The sequence below is a fragment of the Arsukibacterium sp. MJ3 genome, assembly GCF_000987765.1.
Classification (GTDB): domain Bacteria; phylum Pseudomonadota; class Gammaproteobacteria; order Enterobacterales; family Alteromonadaceae; genus Alishewanella.
The window spans coordinates 152,371-167,838 of the sequence record NZ_LAHP01000006.1 but is presented as its reverse complement, the minus strand read 5'-3'; the positions used below and the strand labels follow the sequence as shown (position 1 = coordinate 167,838).

Annotated in this window: 13 protein-coding genes; 7 read left to right on the top strand and 6 right to left on the bottom strand. The window is 47.2% G+C overall.

Features of this window, described 5'->3' with window-relative positions; genetic code table 11:
- Positions 1-83: 83 nt before the first annotated feature.
- The 3 genes from VT06_RS06690 to VT06_RS06680 all read left to right on the top strand — a co-directional run bounded on the left by VT06_RS06690 (position 84) and on the right by VT06_RS06680 (position 3,022).
- A complete protein-coding gene (locus VT06_RS06690) occupies positions 84-974 on the top strand; it encodes a LysR family transcriptional regulator (protein ID WP_046553511.1) in 891 nt (296 codons plus the stop codon).
- 96 nt (positions 975-1,070) lie between these two features.
- Positions 1,071-2,132 carry a M28 family peptidase gene (locus tag VT06_RS06685; protein WP_046553549.1) on the top strand — a complete coding sequence of 354 codons (1,062 nt, stop codon included), beginning with the start codon at positions 1,071-1,073 and terminating at the stop codon, positions 2,130-2,132.
- Between the two features lie 248 nt (positions 2,133-2,380).
- Positions 2,381-3,022 (top strand): PEP-CTERM sorting domain-containing protein, encoded by a 642-nt coding sequence (locus VT06_RS06680; protein ID WP_046553510.1) that lies wholly within the window; start codon positions 2,381-2,383, stop codon positions 3,020-3,022.
- Between the two features lie 60 nt (positions 3,023-3,082).
- Here VT06_RS06680 and VT06_RS06675 read toward each other — a convergent pair whose 3' ends face one another.
- A complete protein-coding gene (locus tag VT06_RS06675) occupies positions 3,083-4,375 on the bottom strand; it encodes an MFS transporter (RefSeq protein ID WP_046553509.1) in 1,293 nt (430 codons plus the stop codon).
- Positions 4,376-4,564: 189 nt separating this feature from the next.
- Here VT06_RS06675 and VT06_RS06670 point away from each other — a divergent pair, with 189 nt between their 5' ends.
- Together VT06_RS06670 and VT06_RS06665 are read left to right on the top strand one after the other, a co-directional pair.
- Complete coding sequence (locus VT06_RS06670) at positions 4,565-5,011, top strand: NfeD family protein (protein WP_046553508.1); 447 nt, start codon at positions 4,565-4,567, stop codon at positions 5,009-5,011.
- Positions 5,012-5,038: 27 nt separating this feature from the next.
- Positions 5,039-5,977 (top strand): SPFH domain-containing protein, encoded by a 939-nt coding sequence (locus VT06_RS06665; protein WP_046553507.1) that lies wholly within the window; start codon positions 5,039-5,041, stop codon positions 5,975-5,977.
- A gap of 636 nt (positions 5,978-6,613) precedes the next feature.
- Here VT06_RS06665 and VT06_RS06655 read toward each other — a convergent pair.
- The 3 genes from VT06_RS06655 to VT06_RS06645 all read right to left on the bottom strand — a co-directional run bounded on the left by VT06_RS06655 (position 6,614) and on the right by VT06_RS06645 (position 9,048).
- Complete coding sequence (locus VT06_RS06655) at positions 6,614-7,474, bottom strand: DUF6544 family protein (protein WP_046553505.1); 861 nt, start codon at positions 7,472-7,474, stop codon at positions 6,614-6,616.
- Positions 7,475-7,678: 204 nt separating this feature from the next.
- Positions 7,679-8,596 (bottom strand): acetoin utilization protein AcuC, encoded by a 918-nt coding sequence (locus VT06_RS06650; protein WP_046553504.1) that lies wholly within the window; start codon positions 8,594-8,596, stop codon positions 7,679-7,681.
- Entirely contained in the window at positions 8,593-9,048 is a 456-nt protein-coding gene (locus VT06_RS06645; RefSeq protein ID WP_046553503.1) for a hypothetical protein, read from the bottom strand. Before VT06_RS06645 ends, VT06_RS06650 begins: the two co-directional genes overlap by 4 nt.
- A gap of 676 nt (positions 9,049-9,724) precedes the next feature.
- Here VT06_RS06645 and VT06_RS06640 point away from each other — a divergent pair.
- On the top strand, positions 9,725-11,011 hold the full coding sequence (locus tag VT06_RS06640) for an MFS transporter (protein WP_046553502.1): 1,287 nt from the start codon (positions 9,725-9,727) through the stop codon (positions 11,009-11,011).
- A gap of 73 nt (positions 11,012-11,084) precedes the next feature.
- On the opposite strand, the gene VT06_RS06635 is transcribed toward VT06_RS06640, so the two are convergent.
- The gene (locus VT06_RS06635; RefSeq protein WP_046553501.1) at positions 11,085-11,372 is read right to left on the bottom strand and encodes an accessory factor UbiK family protein; all 288 of its coding nucleotides are present in this window, start codon (positions 11,370-11,372) and stop codon (positions 11,085-11,087) included.
- Positions 11,373-11,496: 124 nt separating this feature from the next.
- Here VT06_RS06635 and rep point away from each other — a divergent pair, with 124 nt between their 5' ends.
- Positions 11,497-13,512 carry a DNA helicase Rep gene (gene rep / locus VT06_RS06630; protein ID WP_046553500.1) on the top strand — a complete coding sequence of 672 codons (2,016 nt, stop codon included), beginning with the start codon at positions 11,497-11,499 and terminating at the stop codon, positions 13,510-13,512.
- A 28-nt stretch (positions 13,513-13,540) separates the two neighbouring features.
- Here the strand turns inward: rep and VT06_RS06625 are convergent, their stop codons facing one another.
- A complete protein-coding gene (locus VT06_RS06625; RefSeq protein ID WP_046553499.1) occupies positions 13,541-15,394 on the bottom strand; it encodes a diguanylate cyclase domain-containing protein in 1,854 nt (617 codons plus the stop codon).
- Between the last annotated feature and the right edge of the window lie 74 nt (positions 15,395-15,468).

Genomic DNA, 15,468 nt, shown 5'->3' with positions numbered 1-15,468 from the left:
AAATAAACTGGCGGTATTGTGCGCAGCGGCTTACCATAAGTAAAGTACATAATAAATTAGTAATCATTCACTAAAAGAGAACTATGAGCCGTTTAAACTATCATCATCTTTACTATTTCTGGCAGGTTGCCAGAGGCGACAGCCTAACTGAAACCGCCCATCGCCTGCATATCTCTCAGTCTGCTTTATCTACGCAAATTAAACAGCTAGAACAAAGTATGCAGGTACAATTGTTCCGGCGTGAAGGGCGAAAGCTGGTGTTAACTGACAGCGGTTATCAAACCCTGAAATACGCCGAGGATATTTTTAGCCGTGGCGCAGAGCTTGAGCAGTTGTTGTTGCAAGGTATGCAGCCACAGCGCAGCCCTGTCCGGATTGGGGCGTTGTCTACCATGTCGCGTAACTTTATTGAGAGTTTTATTACGCCGCTACTGGCTACGCCTGATGCCCGCTACAGTTTATTGTCAATGAACCAACCGGCTTTACTCAACGCGCTGGCACAGCATCAACTGGACCTGGCACTAAGTAATATCGCGGTACAAGGTAACGACAGCCAACTCTGGCAATGCCGGCTGCTGGCGCGACAACCCGTTGCTGTTATTGGCCCGCCGGGTAAGCCGCTAAGCACTAATCTGGCGACGTATCAGCGTCAGCGCTGGGTGCTACCACCGGTTCAAAGCCCCCTTCGTACCGCGTTTGATGCGTTGGCAGCACAGTATCAACTGCAACCGGATATTGTAGCCGAGGCAGACGATATGGCCATGCTACGGCTATTAGCACGTGACAGCGGCGCTTTAGCAGTAATGCCTGAAGTAGTTGTAAAAGATGAATTACAAAACGGCCGTCTGCAAAAGTACCTGACGTTGCCGCAAATTTATGAAAATTTTTACATTATTACTACGCAGCGCGAACTGTTACATCCACAACTAAACCTATTATTACAGGCTTTTTCCCCGGCAACAGTGTCAGGATAAATTACAGAGGCCATTGGCGGTAATCTAGTTGTATTACCCCCGACCTCAGCGGTAAGCTGTGCGCCAATGCGTGGTAGCAGTAAGGAAAATGTTGCAATGTCGATTACTAAAAGGCTGTACCTGGCTAGCATAGCGATGCTGGTTATCGCAGCTATATTACTTTATACGCTGGCCTGGCCAGCCTGGCAGCAGCAGTTAACTGCAACAGAAAGCAGCCGGCTAGCGTTGCTAATTAACAATGCAAAACCTGCCACAGCGCAAATGCGCTTAAACCATCAGCAGCTGCGTGCCGACCTGAACTGGCTGGCCCACCCTGATCGTCAGGGTCGCAAGCCCGGCACTGTCGGCGGCATTACCGCACGTAACTGGCTGGCAGAGCAGTTTGCCACTATCGGCTTACTGCCGGCAGGTAGTGATCAATTTTTCCAGCCGTTTAGCGTAGAGCAGCACTTTAAAGTAAGCCGCTGGTTACGGGGTCAAAATGGCACTATTGCGGCAGTAGATAACGCGGCTAATGTAGTAGGATTACTACCGGGCCTTAACCCGGCGTTACAGCCGATAGTGTTAACGGCGCATTATGATCACCTGGGCATTCAAAACGATTTATTATTTGCCGGGGCCGACGATAATGCTTCTGGCGTAGCCACTTTGCTAGAGCTGGCCCGTTATTTTAGTGCCAACCCCACAGCGCACCCATTGCTGTTTGTGGCACTAGACGCCGAAGAAGGCGGGCTACAAGGCGCGGTTGCCTTATTTCAACACCAGTTACTTAAACCAGAGCAGCTGGCCTTTAACGTTAATATGGATATGCTAAGCCGCGACACCAACCAACTGTTATATGCCGTTGGCAGTTACCAGCAGCCATGGCTAAGCCCGTTACTGCAACAACTACAACAACACAGCGCGGTAAAAGTCGTTGCTGGGCATGACCGGCCTTGGTATCGGGCAGGGAATACTACCGATTGGACGCTAAGCTCTGATCATGGCGTTTTTCACCAGCAAAAGGTGCCCTTTATTTATTTTGGGGTAGCCGACCATGCCGACTACCACACCGAGCGCGATACAGCCGATAAAGTAGACGACAATTTTTACTTTCAGGTAAGTGAAACTATTCTGAGCTTTATATTACTGCTGGATAAACAGTTAAGCCAACGCTAAACCTTTCCCTGGCAACCAGCAAAGTGCCCAAATTAGACACTTTGCTGCGCGCTACTCCTCTGCAAATTCAGCAGCGCCTGCTAAGTTAATTGTGTCGGTTAATTTTACAATTAAGCCTTATGTTGTAACCATATGCTGTCAGCAAACAACAGCTTAACCCCGCGCTGTACGGTAACGAGCACTGTTAAATTTTTGTGGCACAACAATTGCTGAATGATAATTAATTAATATCGCGAAAAGGATATTGTATGGGTAAATGGTTTATTACAGTCGCAGTGTTGCTAAGTAGCATGGCGTTTAGCGCTATAACGCTGGCTGCACCTATTCACATCAGCGAGTATCATTATGGCCAGCTTCGGCACAACCCTTTAACGGCAGCCAGTTGCGGTAACATTCTCAGCGACCACCTGCTGATCCGAAAAGCCAGTAGCTGTAATCCCTTTGTTGATATGTTTTCGTTAGCAACATTTGAGATTGCTACTATTGATTATCTTGAATTTAGCTTAAATTTCGCCGCCACTAACAACGGCAGCAATTGCTTACGAGGTAATTGTGCGCTCGAAAATTGGCAGTTAAATCTGTTAAACGCCAGTGGTATTACGCTTGGCCGTTTTGACTTACTGCAAAGCCGCAGCACAGTACAGCAAACCTTTGTGATAAACCGCTTAACCCTCCCTGCTTTTGCTGACCTATTCAGCCAAGGTAAGTTGTGGTTTGGCTTTACTGAAACCAGCGCCAGCACCAGCCACAGCTTTAGGTTGTCGAGTAGCCGATTAGCGGTTTTTGCATTGCCGGTTGCCGAGCCAACCCCGGTGCCATTACCGGCTACGCTAGTCCTTTTTAGCTTAGGTCTGCTAGGCTTTACCCTGCGCCAGAAATTTAGCCGTTAAGTTTTTTCGCCGGATACTACTGGCAAGCAAGCCTAACTTGCCAGCCAGTATATCTTTCGTTTAACCAGATTTTGATACGTCGGTCAGCTTAAACGCATACAACAGGCCAGCCAGACTGGTGGCGGTAAAAAACCACAACACTGCTAATAGCGACCACCAGGCAATAGCACTGCTAATAGCCCCTACTACTAATAACAGCACGCCAATAAGCGAGTTACTTACCGATACATAATCGGTGCGCTTATTACCCGATGCCATATCCAGCAAATAGGTTTTGCGGCCCACCCGCACCCCAGCATGTCCAATACTTAGCAGCAGAAACAATAACAGATAACCAATAAGCGCAACCTGCTGCAATAGCATATGTAATAATGCCAATACAGCACAGCCCAGCAATGCCAGACCCGCGGCAATAATAATAACGTTGCGGCTACTGCGATCTGCCATCTTGCCCCAGATAAAGGTACTTAGTGCGCTAGCCAGGCTGGCGCTAACTAAAAACCAACCCAGCGTTTGGCCGGTACTGTGTTGTTGCTGAGCCAGCAATACCAGAAAAGGCGTGACCAAGGCCGAGCCAAGTAACAAGGCCCGGCAAAGTACAAACTGACGAAAATGCGCGTCTGTTTTAAGCAGGCTTACATTTTGCCAAGCCTGCTGCAGCGCGTTTGCACCACCGGCGGTTTCACCCGGCTGCTCCTGTACCTGACTAAACACTACTGCTGCGCTAAACCATAACAAACCAGCGGCGATTAATAACACCAGATAAACCCACAAGCTGTCAGGTTCCTGCGCTACCAGCCAGAACGACACCAACAAGGTCAACACCCCCGACACCGTGCCAGCAATACCGGTAAGCTGGCCACGCTGGCCTTTAGGGACAGTTTTACCCTGTACATCTTTCATGGCCACTGAACACAAGCCCCGGCCCAGACTAAACAGCACTAGCAAGCCAATAATAGCTGAGCCGGCGGCAACGCCACGCCATTGGCTGACAGCAAAGGCCATCGCCACTACGCAACTGCCCTGAATAATACTGCCAGCAATCCAAAAGGTTTTACGAATAGCATAGCGACGCACCCAGGCACCAATAGCCAACTGCGGCAACATTGAACCTGACTCGCGAATGGGCACCAACCAGGCAACCATGGCAGCGGGCGCACCAACTACGGTCATTAACCAGGTTAATACGGTTTTAGGGCTGGTTAGCGCATCGCCCAGGCTAAGTAATATCTGGCTAATAAGCACCAGCACAAAGTTTTTGGGTACCTTAGTGCAGGCACTGTCGGGGATATCCCGACAAGCACGGGCATCCTCTTCATTAACTAATAATTGATATATTTTTTTACCTGCCATTATTTATTCGCTTTGTTACACACCACAACGCTTACGTTAACTGGCAACCAGCTGCGGCGCAAGTTGCTATAACACTTTGAAACGTTAAGTTGGTGTAATTAAAACATGCAGCACATTATTATATTGATTGACCCTTTTAACTAACATCAGTTACTGTTTGTGGCAAATTTGCTTAAACAGGATAAAACGATGAGTATTGCTATGCTCTGGATTATCGTTGGGGTGTTGCTAATTTTGTCAGAACTGATGGCAACCAGTATTATTGCTGTGTTTCTGGGTATTGGTGCTATTGTCGTTGGGCTATTATTAAAACTGGGCTGGATTGAATCGTCTAGTGTGCAATTTCTCATTTTTGGCCTAGTTAGCCTGGCACTGCTGCTGGCGGCGCGTGGCCATTTTAAACGCTGGTTTACCGGTTACACTGCCGACCATGATGAACAACCTTCCCGACTTAGTGAAGACATTGGTAACCGAGTAACTGTGCTAGCCGATTTTCAGCAAGGCGCCGGAAGAGTAGTGCTTAATGGCGTACAATGGGACGCCCGCTCTAACGAGCCATTGAAAGCCGGAGAAGTAGCCTGGGTTATTACCAATGAAGGCATTCACTTAATCGTTTCGGCACAACAGCCTCTATAATTGTTAACTTAAAAGGGAATACGTACGATGGAAGAACTGAATATTCAAACCATACTCACGCTGGGCTTTGCCTTAGCGGTGGTAATCACTATTGTCAAAAGCGCCAGAGTGGTGCCACAAAAAACTAATTTTGTGATCGAGCGTCTCGGTAAATACTCGCGCACACTCGACTCAGGCTTTCATATTCTTATTCCGTTTGTCGATAAAGTGGCATACACCCATAGCTTAAAAGAAGAAGTTATCGACGTTGAGCGCCAAACGTGTGTAACCCGCGACAACATTCAGGTTGGCATTAACGGCGTACTGTATTTGCAGGTAGTTGACCCACATAAAGCCAGTTATGGTATTAACGATTATCGCTATGCATCATCGCAACTGGCACAAACCACCATGCGCTCGGTAATTGGCCAAACTGACTTAGATAAAACTTTTGAAGAACGAGCTAAAATTAACGAAGAAGTGGTAAAAGCACTAGACGAAGCGGCGTCACCATGGGGCATTAAGGTGCTGCGGTATGAAATTTCAGATATTGAACTACCGCTAAGCATTAAAGATGCGTTAGAGCAGCAAATGCGTGCCGAGCGCGAACGGCGGGCGGCTATTGCCAAATCAGAAGGTGAGCGCCAAGCTATGATTAACGTGTCTGAGGGCCAGAAGCAGGAAGTAATTAACCTGTCTGAAGGTGACAAGATGCGCCAAATAAACGAAGCCGAAGGCCGCGCCCGCGAAATTGAATTAATTGCCATTGCCACCGCTGAAGGAATTCGTCAAATCGCCGAAGCCATAAGCCACCCGGGTGGTTCAGAAGCCGTTAGCCTGCGGGTAGCAGAGCAATATGTGAAAGCATTCAGTAACTTAGCTAAAACCAATAATACTATGATAGTACCGGCCGAACTGGCTAATATTGGTGGTGCCGTAGCCGGTTTAACCGAAATTTTAAAAATAGCCCAGCCAGGCGCTAAATAAAAACCCGGTTGCTGTAAATGGGTTAAGTAAATAACCAATAAAGCCAGTGTAATGCTGGCTTTTGCTTTTTAAGTAACGGTAAATTCACGTTCACCAGAGTACCATTGCAAGAATTATCCACCGACAGCAAATGACTGCTATGAGCGCAGGCTGTGTAAAAACTGCTGATCACCTTTTGGTCTAAGCAGCAGATTTATATGATCAATCATTCTTGATAAAACAGTACCGTTCGCTGCCACTTTACTAAAATTAATAGCAGAATACAGAATATTAGGGTCAGAACAAAATTAAAATCAGCTTAGACTATTTAATTTTGTTCTGACCCTAATATTGACCCTAATATTGCTTGTTTTATTAGAAAAAATCAATGTGTTTTTTTCATCCCCGCCATGTCGCCCGGCGTCCGGAATTCCACAAGCATCATAGTCATTTTGGCCGCCAAAGAGCCAAGGATAAAGCCCAGAGCGCCGAACAGGATCACGTAGCCGATGATTGATATGAACGCATGTATTGTGTGCCGCCAAAGCCGGTTACCGATGACAGTGGGTACAGCACATTGCCTATTTCGGCAACCATGACCTCCCCCGAACAGAGAGAATGAAGGCGCATCCAGCGCCAGCTCATTCACACCGTTGTCTAATCCACGAACCGATAGGTCATCTGCGTGACCGTTCCACGAAAATAGGGCTTTTCGCCCTGCGGCGTGATCCAGGCAACCTCACCGTAAAAGGGGATCAGCATGCCGTCCTGACGGCGGTAATCGCTGAACCGACCCTCCCACGGCATCATCATGGTCTGGCCAGCAACCAGCGCGCCACGCGCATCTGCATGAATGCTGGAAATCAGCCCGTCATCGCCAAAGCGGAAGAGCATTGTCAGCCGGATGGGTCCATCAGTCATCGAGGCTTGTGCCGAGGTCGCATCCACCGCCTGCCATTCGATGCCCTGACTGGGCAAAAGTGCTGTCGGATACCATGCGCATTCCGCAAACCAGCGCATCAGTTCGCCTCGCGCGGGCTCGCCCGTGCCGGAGATGTTTCCCATGGAGAAGAGCCCAAAAATCGAGGGCGACAGGATGCCGGTTCCGGCCACATAGGCGTCGTGCACCCGGACGGGAAACCCAGAAAAAAGCATGATCCGCGCATTCCAGACAAAGCCCGGACGATGTGTGACAACGCGCTGCTGCGAGGAGAAAGGCTTCCACTGCGGGACATCAAGGCTCATGTTGAACGTGCCGGTCATCGCGGCGTCGGATGCCCGGATGATCGGCTGGCCATCGGTCAGCGCCAGTTCGAAATAGCGGCGAACCGGCGCGGGAAGGTCCGCAATCTCGCGCGCGTCATAGCGCTGGGTATGACCCGAAGTATCGCCTGCGTCCAGTCGCGTGATCAGGGCGCCTGTGGCAACGCTCCATCGCCATGCGCCAAAGGTGACGAGCCCTCCATATATAGCAGCCATCGCAACCAGCGCGATGACGATCCCTTTCAGAATTTCCATAGCATTTCCTTCATGGGTTGGTCTGCTCGGGACGAACACCGATTTCGACAAGGTCGTTACGAACCAGAAATCGGCCATCAAGCCGCATCGGAACCGGAGTGCCTGAGAATGGGGCGTCCGGTGTTCCCGGCATCTGTGCGTGAATGCATTTCTGCTGTGCCTGTCCTATTTTCTGCGTGCCTGTCCTATTTTCTGCGTTGATTTCTAGCGGTCAGACACCGCTTTAATTCCTGCGATTATTGCCGCGGCACTATCTTTGCCATAGCCGCCGCCACCTAAAAATACCGTTGGAATATTCAGTACTTTTAAACGCTGGTACACCCGTTTATGGCTTTGTGCGACATCTGCAATACTCAGCTTTAAACCACCCAGCGGATCGGTTGCCAGCACATCAGTACCCGCCACCACAAAGGCCAGTTTGTAGCCGCTGCTAAGCTGCTGCAGTGCAGTGTTAAGTTTATTCAAATACAACTCGCCATCGGTACCCATTGGCAGCGGCACCGCAATATCGACTCTTTGCCGGCTAACAGGGGTATTGGGGTAGATATCTGCGTTGTAAACATCAAGCAGGGTTACGTTGCTGTTGTCGTGAAAGGTGCGGGCATTACCATTACCGTGGTGGGCGTCGATATCGATAATCAGTATTTTGTCATCTGCGGTAAGTTCACCACTTGCCAGCAGTTGCTGATAGCTAATGCCAATATCGTTATAAATACAGAAGCCTTCCATACTATGCGCGCTGGCATGGTGGTAGCCACCGGCTAAATTCCAAGAGTCATTTCCTTTTAATGCTGACTTAGCTGCGTCCAGAGTACCCGCAACACCCCAGCGCATAGGTATTAATACTCGCTTTTGCAGCCATGAATAAGGGATCAACGGCAGATAGGGCGCTTCCAGCGCTTCAAGCACCGGTCGTTTGTGCAACACCAATTTACACAGTAGTGCGTCTAAAAATTCATTAATGGCGAAGTCTGAAATGTATGACTGAGGACAAACAATTTCAGCAAGACTCTCTTGCTGTACCTGAGCTGCAACCTTGCCAAATTTCATACCATCAAAAGGATGGATAAACTTCAGCAAGCCAATATTAATATTGTAGCTCTCGTGATAGAAAATCTTCATGAATTCCTCAATTCATTGGCGTATCGCATCACATTTGCTGGCGTCCAGACACCATAACCAACTATCCGGCCTATTTTTGCATACTCGCCAGCATGGGGCATAAACGATGGCGTTTTATTTGCACCTGCAACTAATACTCTGACGATGATATGAGAGCAATTATTGCGCGCAATTTGGTATCTCGGTATTTTAATTCTTAATTGCTCAATACAGTTCAACATCTTGTCTTCATCAAGTCTATCAATTTCTATTGTTATCGGAGCCCGGCCGCTCTCGTTCTGAATATCGTCCAGCAAACTTGTCATATACGTGCCTGGATGACTGCGTTTTATTTTAAGATCTTTCTTGGTCGCGGTGCCATCTGGCCAGAAACTAACATAAGTATTTTTAATAGATAATGCGGCGTGCCCTACATGCTGTTCATCCCTTAACCAAATATGTACCTTTACCATAGCTCTTTCCTTTGCTGTCAAAAGTGGTAATGGTAACTTAAAATAACTATTAATAAATATTTTATTAATATAATATGCATAAATTACACAATCGCTACAGCTGCTAGTAAGTTGGGGATGGTATAACCAAAGAAAGCGCAGCTTAGTTTATGTTGATTAGAGTTCTATTATCTATTGTGTTGGCGTTGGCGGTGTTTTCATGTAGCGGACTGGAAATTGATAAAAAGCCACTCAGCGCCATTTTGACGCTATGCTTTCGCCTTTTGACCCAGACACCAAAGTTAGCCAGCACGATAATCTAATGTTATTTGAAACCAAAAGTCATCTGGCCTTTTTTCAACGCAATGATGGCGATTGGCTGCTAACTAAGGCCGTGTTCCCTTAAGCCAACTAGCACGCTTCAAAGCCACAAAAGCCCAGCAAAATACTGGCTTTTTTGTGGCCGCGTTAAAGCAGCACTATTTAAAAACTTATCAAATGACATGTAAGCTTTACACCCAAAACCATTCGATCAATAGCGTCAGTGACATCAGGCTCTGGCAACCTTACAAGTCTTGCGACTAGCCAAAAGTCTAACCACCATTTGTATACGCTTAGTAAGCTGATTTTATTACTTGCTTGGGTAATTAACTCACACTATGGTTAAGTTATTGTTTTATTAAAGGGGAGTAGGCTGGTGTTTTTCAGGCAGGCGTTGTTACCTATTTCATCGTTGTTTATCTCTATTGCCTTGCTGGCTACCGGCTATGGCATGTTAATGACCTATATTGGCGTGTATTTAAAGCAAGCCGGTTTGTCAGAAATGGCCATTGGGGTGATTAACTCGGCGTTTTTTCTGGGCGCCTTACTGGCAGCGGTGTTTAGCCAAAAGCTCATTGTGTCAGCCGGCCACGCCCGCAGCTTTTCGGCTTTTTCTGCCGTAATGGTGATGGCGTTTCTGGGTCACACTTTACATTATGACCCGTGGTTTTGGGCGGGTTTACGCCTGGTGTCTGGCTTTGCCTTTTATGCGCTGCTGATTGTACTGGAGAGCTGGTTAAATGAAAAAAGCAGCTCGCACGACCGTGGCCGGATTTTGGCGGTATACACCGTGGTGTTTTTTATGGCGACGGCCTTGGGCCAACTAATTTTAAATTTAAACGTCGGCTCGCATGTGGTGTTTGTTTTGGGGTCTATGCTGGTGCTGGCGGCTTTATTTTTAGTGGCCATTACCCGAATTACCCAACCGGTGTTAAAACCATTTGAGCGCTACAGTTTACCCAAGGTATTACACATTGCACCACTGGCGCTGGTGGGCAGCATTATTGGTGGTTTTTTTGTGGGCGGGTTTTACACCATGATGCCGGTGTATGTGTTGAATGTGTTTGCCCAGCAATCCGTAGTGGCGTTGTTTATGGCAATTAGCATTTTAGGTGGCCTGCTGGCACAGTGGCCGGTTGGCATACTGTCTGATCGCTATGGCCGGCGCAAGTTATTGGCATGGGCTGGTTTATTTAGTTTTGCAATGTGCGTGTTACTGGCGCTTTTTGCCACGCAAATTTGGCTGTTTTATGTGTTAGGGTTTTTATTAGGCATGAGCCTGTTTAGTATTTATCCGCTAAGTATGGCACGTGCTAACGACAGGCTGGACGACAACAAAGACCTGGTTGAAATTAGCCGCAGTTTGTTGTTTGCCTATGGCATAGGCTCTTTTTTAGCGCCATTAATACTAGGGGCGGTATTAGGCCTGTCTGGCGCCCTGTTTTTTGCTGTGCTGGCCGTGGCGGGCCTGATATTAGGTGGCTATGCATTAAGTGCAGAGCGTATTGCTAATGAAAACTTAAGTGTATTTGTGGCTATGCCAGCGGCCTCAGGTGCATCACTTGCCCAAATGGACCCACGCCAGGATGAGCAGTGGGTAGCAGAGCATAAACCGGTATTCCCAGAGGAGGATACCAATAGCCCGGATACTGCACTGAAATAAATTAATCAGAGGTTTTTATCTGCCAAGCGGCCGGCTAACGTACCGCCGGCAATCGCCAACATGCCTTATTTCTTTACTGCTGATCAGCCGTTGGCAAATCGGTTTGCGAGTCAGCAGTTACTTTTTGTGCCAGCAAAGCGGCAACTTGTAACTCCAGCTGCTCTAGCTTTTCGCGGGTACGCAACAATACCTGACGCTGCACATCAAATTCATCCCGGCTAACAAAATCTAGGTTTGCCAGTTTTTGTTGCAGCACTTGCTTTACTTTGGCTTCGGCATCATCAGCAAACTGTTTTAATTGCGGTGGCAACGCATTACCTATTTGCTTGGCAATATCTTCAATTTTTTTTGGGTCTAACATCATTCTCTCCATTTACAGGGTTTTGCCAGGGTATTGCTCTATTCTACGGAGATAAATACAGAAGGCGAATGCTATTTAACGCAAATTTTGGTTACAATGCCTACCCTGAGGCAAGGTATAGGTTATGCAGTTAAATTCGCAACAAAACGCCGCTGTAACATTTATTGCCGGGCCCTGCTTGGTGCTGGCAGGCGCCGGCAGTGGCAAAACCCGAGTTATTATCAATAAAATTGCTTACTTAATTCAACAGTGTCAGCTACCGGCGCGGCATATAGCGGCAGTAACCTTTACCAATAAAGCAGCGCGGGAAATGCGCGAGCGCATTCAGGCTCAGTTGCCAAAAACGGCCACACGGGGCCTGACTATTTCTACCTTTCATACGTTAGGCCTTGAAATCATCAAAAAAGAATACCGTCATCTTGGCTATAAGCCTAGTTTCAGTTTATTTGATGATCAAGACAGTATGGCGTTATTCAAAGAACTTACTGGCAATGAGTTTCAGGGCGATAAAGATTTACTCAAAGCACTGCAAAGCAAAATATCCAGCTGGAAAAACGATTTAACTCTACCAGCGTTAGCCTTGAAACTGGCCAGCGATGCGCAAAGTATTAGCTTTGCTAACTATTATCAGCAATACAGTGACCAGTTAAAAGCCTACAACGCGGTGGATTTTGACGACTTAATTTTGATCCCAACCTTGCTGTTTCAACACAACATTGAGGTGCGGCAAAAATGGCAGCAAAAAATTCAGTATTTACTGGTTGATGAATACCAGGATACCAATACCAGCCAGTACGAACTGGTAAAAGCGCTGGTTGGCGAGCGACAACGTTTTACCGTGGTGGGAGATGACGACCAGTCTATTTATTCGTGGCGTGGGGCCAGACCGCAAAACTTAACACTGCTAAAAAAAGATTTCCCCAACTTAAATGTGATTAAGCTAGAGCAAAATTACCGCTCGGCTGAGCGCATTTTAAAGGCCGCTAACATTTTAATTGCTAATAATCCGCATGAATTTGAAAAAAAACTGTTCAGCCAAAACAGCTATGGTGTGCCACTGCGCGTGTTGCCCTGTAAACATGAAGAAGATGAAGCTGAAAAGGTAGTGGCCGAGATTATTTCGCACCGCTTTATTAACCGCAGCGAGTACCGCGACTACGCCTTATTATACCGCGGTAACCACCAGGCCCGGGTATTTGAAAAAGCCCTAATAACCAACCGCATTCCTTACAAAATATCTGGCGGTACCTCCTTTTTTGCCCGTAGCGAAATTAAGGATGTGATGGCGTATTTGCGGCTACTGGTTAATCAGGATGATGACAATGCACTGCTTCGAATTATTAATGTGCCGCGGCGCGAAATTGGTGCCGCTACCCTGCAACATGTTGGCAATTTGGCTAACAGCAAAAATATTAGCCTGTTTGATGCCTGCTGTGATCTTGAGTTATCCATGCATTTATCGGCGCGGGCACAACAAGCCGTACAACAATTTGCCCACTGGATTAACCAAGTAGCCGATAACGCTAAACGGGCAGATCCGGCAGAAGCTGTGCGTGACCTTATTCGGCAAAGCCACTATGAAGCCTGGTTATTTGAAACTAGCAACAGCCCAAAAGCCGCGGAAATGGCGCTTAAAAATGTTAACGAGCTATACCGCTGGATTAGCACCATGCTTGAGGGTGATGAGGAGCATGACGCCATGACCTTACCCGAGGTAGTTACCCGGCTTACTCTGCGCGATATGATGGAGCGCCAGCAGCAGGAAGACAATGCCGATCAAGTGCAGTTACTCACCTTGCATGCGTCAAAAGGGCTAGAGTTTCCTTACGTGTTTATGGTGGGTATGGAAGAGGGCTTATTGCCGCACCAAAACAGTATTGATCAAGATAATGTTGAGGAAGAACGGCGGTTGGCTTACGTGGGCGTAACCCGGGCTAAGCGCGAGCTTATTTTTACCTACGCGCGGGAGCGCCGGCAATACGGTGAAGTACTACGGCCAGAGCCCAGCCGTTTTTTGTACGAATTACCGCAAGACGATCTAAAATGGCAACAAACAGTGGCACCTAAAACTGAGCAGCAACGTCAGCAAACGGGTCAGGCACATTTAGAGCGGCTACGGCAGCTGCTGAAAAAAGAATAACACGCATTACTGAGTACCCGGCGGTCATTTATTCCCCACCAAGCGCCTTGAGCATTTGATCGCGCATACTGGCTTGAAATATGGCATAACGACCCCGCCCCAGCGCCTTGGCATGGTACATGGCCGCATCAGCATCACGAAGTAGCTGCTCGCCGTTGCCATAGTCCGGGTGCATCCGGGCAATACCAATACTCACGCCTGAATTAACTTGTTGCCCCTCCAGGTAATAAGGCTCGCGTACTTTTTCGATAATACGCTGCGCCACATCTTCTGCATCATACTCACCCTGCAAGTTTTGTAACAACACCACAAACTCATCGCCACCGAGTCGTGCGGCTAAATCATGTTCACGTACCGCGCTTAAAATCCGCTTACTGGTTTCAATTAAAAAAGCATCACCAATATGATGGCCAAGCGTATCGTTAATCAGTTTAAAACGGTCTAAATCCAGAAACAGAATTGCCATATCATCCAGTGGCTGGCGTTTATGCAAGGCAAATTGTCGCTTTAACTGCTCGAGAAACATTTGCCGGTTAGCCAGGCCGGTTAACAAATCATGGTTAGCTTCATAAAATAATTTTTGTTCAGCTTTCTTTCTCTCTTCAACTTGTAAGCGTAAAAATAAATTGGTTTGACGCAGCTCGCGAGTACTTTCAAATACTTTGCGCTCTAATTCTTCCTGATGCTGCTTTTGTTTTTCTGCAGCTAGTTTACGCTGAATTGCCACGCCAATATGCTGAGAAACAAAACGTAAAACGTTTAACTCCTGCTCGGTGAACTGGTAAGCATTGTCATACGCTTGAACTGCAATAACCCCAATAACCCGCTGGTCGATCATTAAGGGGGCACCTAACCAGCAAGACGATAAGCGGGCTCGCTGCAATGGATCGGCCATACCACGGCGAATTTCACCTTCTGCCGCCAATTTTTCAGCAGAATCACTGGTAATTAAACGCGCCTCAGCACAACGAATTACATACTCTGTAAAGCCACGACTGATTGGTCTTTCACGAGCCGGTGGCGAATATTGATCAAGGTAAAATGGGAAAGTCAGCTTAGTTTGATCAGCATTTAGCAAGGCAATATAACAGTTATCTGCCGACATTAGGCCTGACAATACTTTATGTACTGCCTTGTAGAAGCTTTGCATATCACGGCTGCTGGCAGTGAGTTCTGAAATTTCATACAGTGCAGCCTGCAGACGCTCGGCGTTAATACGCTCTTTAATTTCTTTTTGTAATGATGCGTTTATCTGTTGCAGTTGCTGGGTACGCTCCTGCACGGTTAACTCCAGTAACTCGCGGCTTTTAACCCGGTCTAAAGCCGTAACAGTATGGCCACCTATACTGATAAACATCGCCAACTCTTCAGCGCCATAGCGATATTCGCTATCATAGGTTTGAATGGCCATCACGCCAATGAACTGGTCATCACGCCATAACGGTATCCCCATCCAGTGGGTACATTCCGATCCCTGAACCTGAATATCACCGTTATTAACCATAGTATTAAATTGCTCTTGGTCACAGAGCAATGGCTTACCTGTTTTAGTTACAAACCCAGTAAGGCCGCTGGAAAAAGCTGTTGAAGGTAACTGTTTGATATACTGCTGATCTTTTTCGTCCGAAAAGTATTGCAGTTGGTATTGCTTGGTAGTGGTGTCATACAACACGACATAAAAATTTTCAGCATGCAGTAAATCCGATACCATTTTATGAATAGCGGGATAAAAATCACGCATATCACTAATGGTACTGGCTAATTCAGACAGCTGTAATAATGCTCCCTGCACGGTATAAGCTTGCTTATACTTATTGATCAGGGTCGTTAGTCGGCGAGCCTTAGCCTTCACTAGTTGCAGTTGTGATCCGTTTAGCTTCAACTTTGTTTTCTCAGCTTAGCTGTATGCTGCCATAAAAATAGATATTGCTTATTATGCACAAAGTTTCACCACAT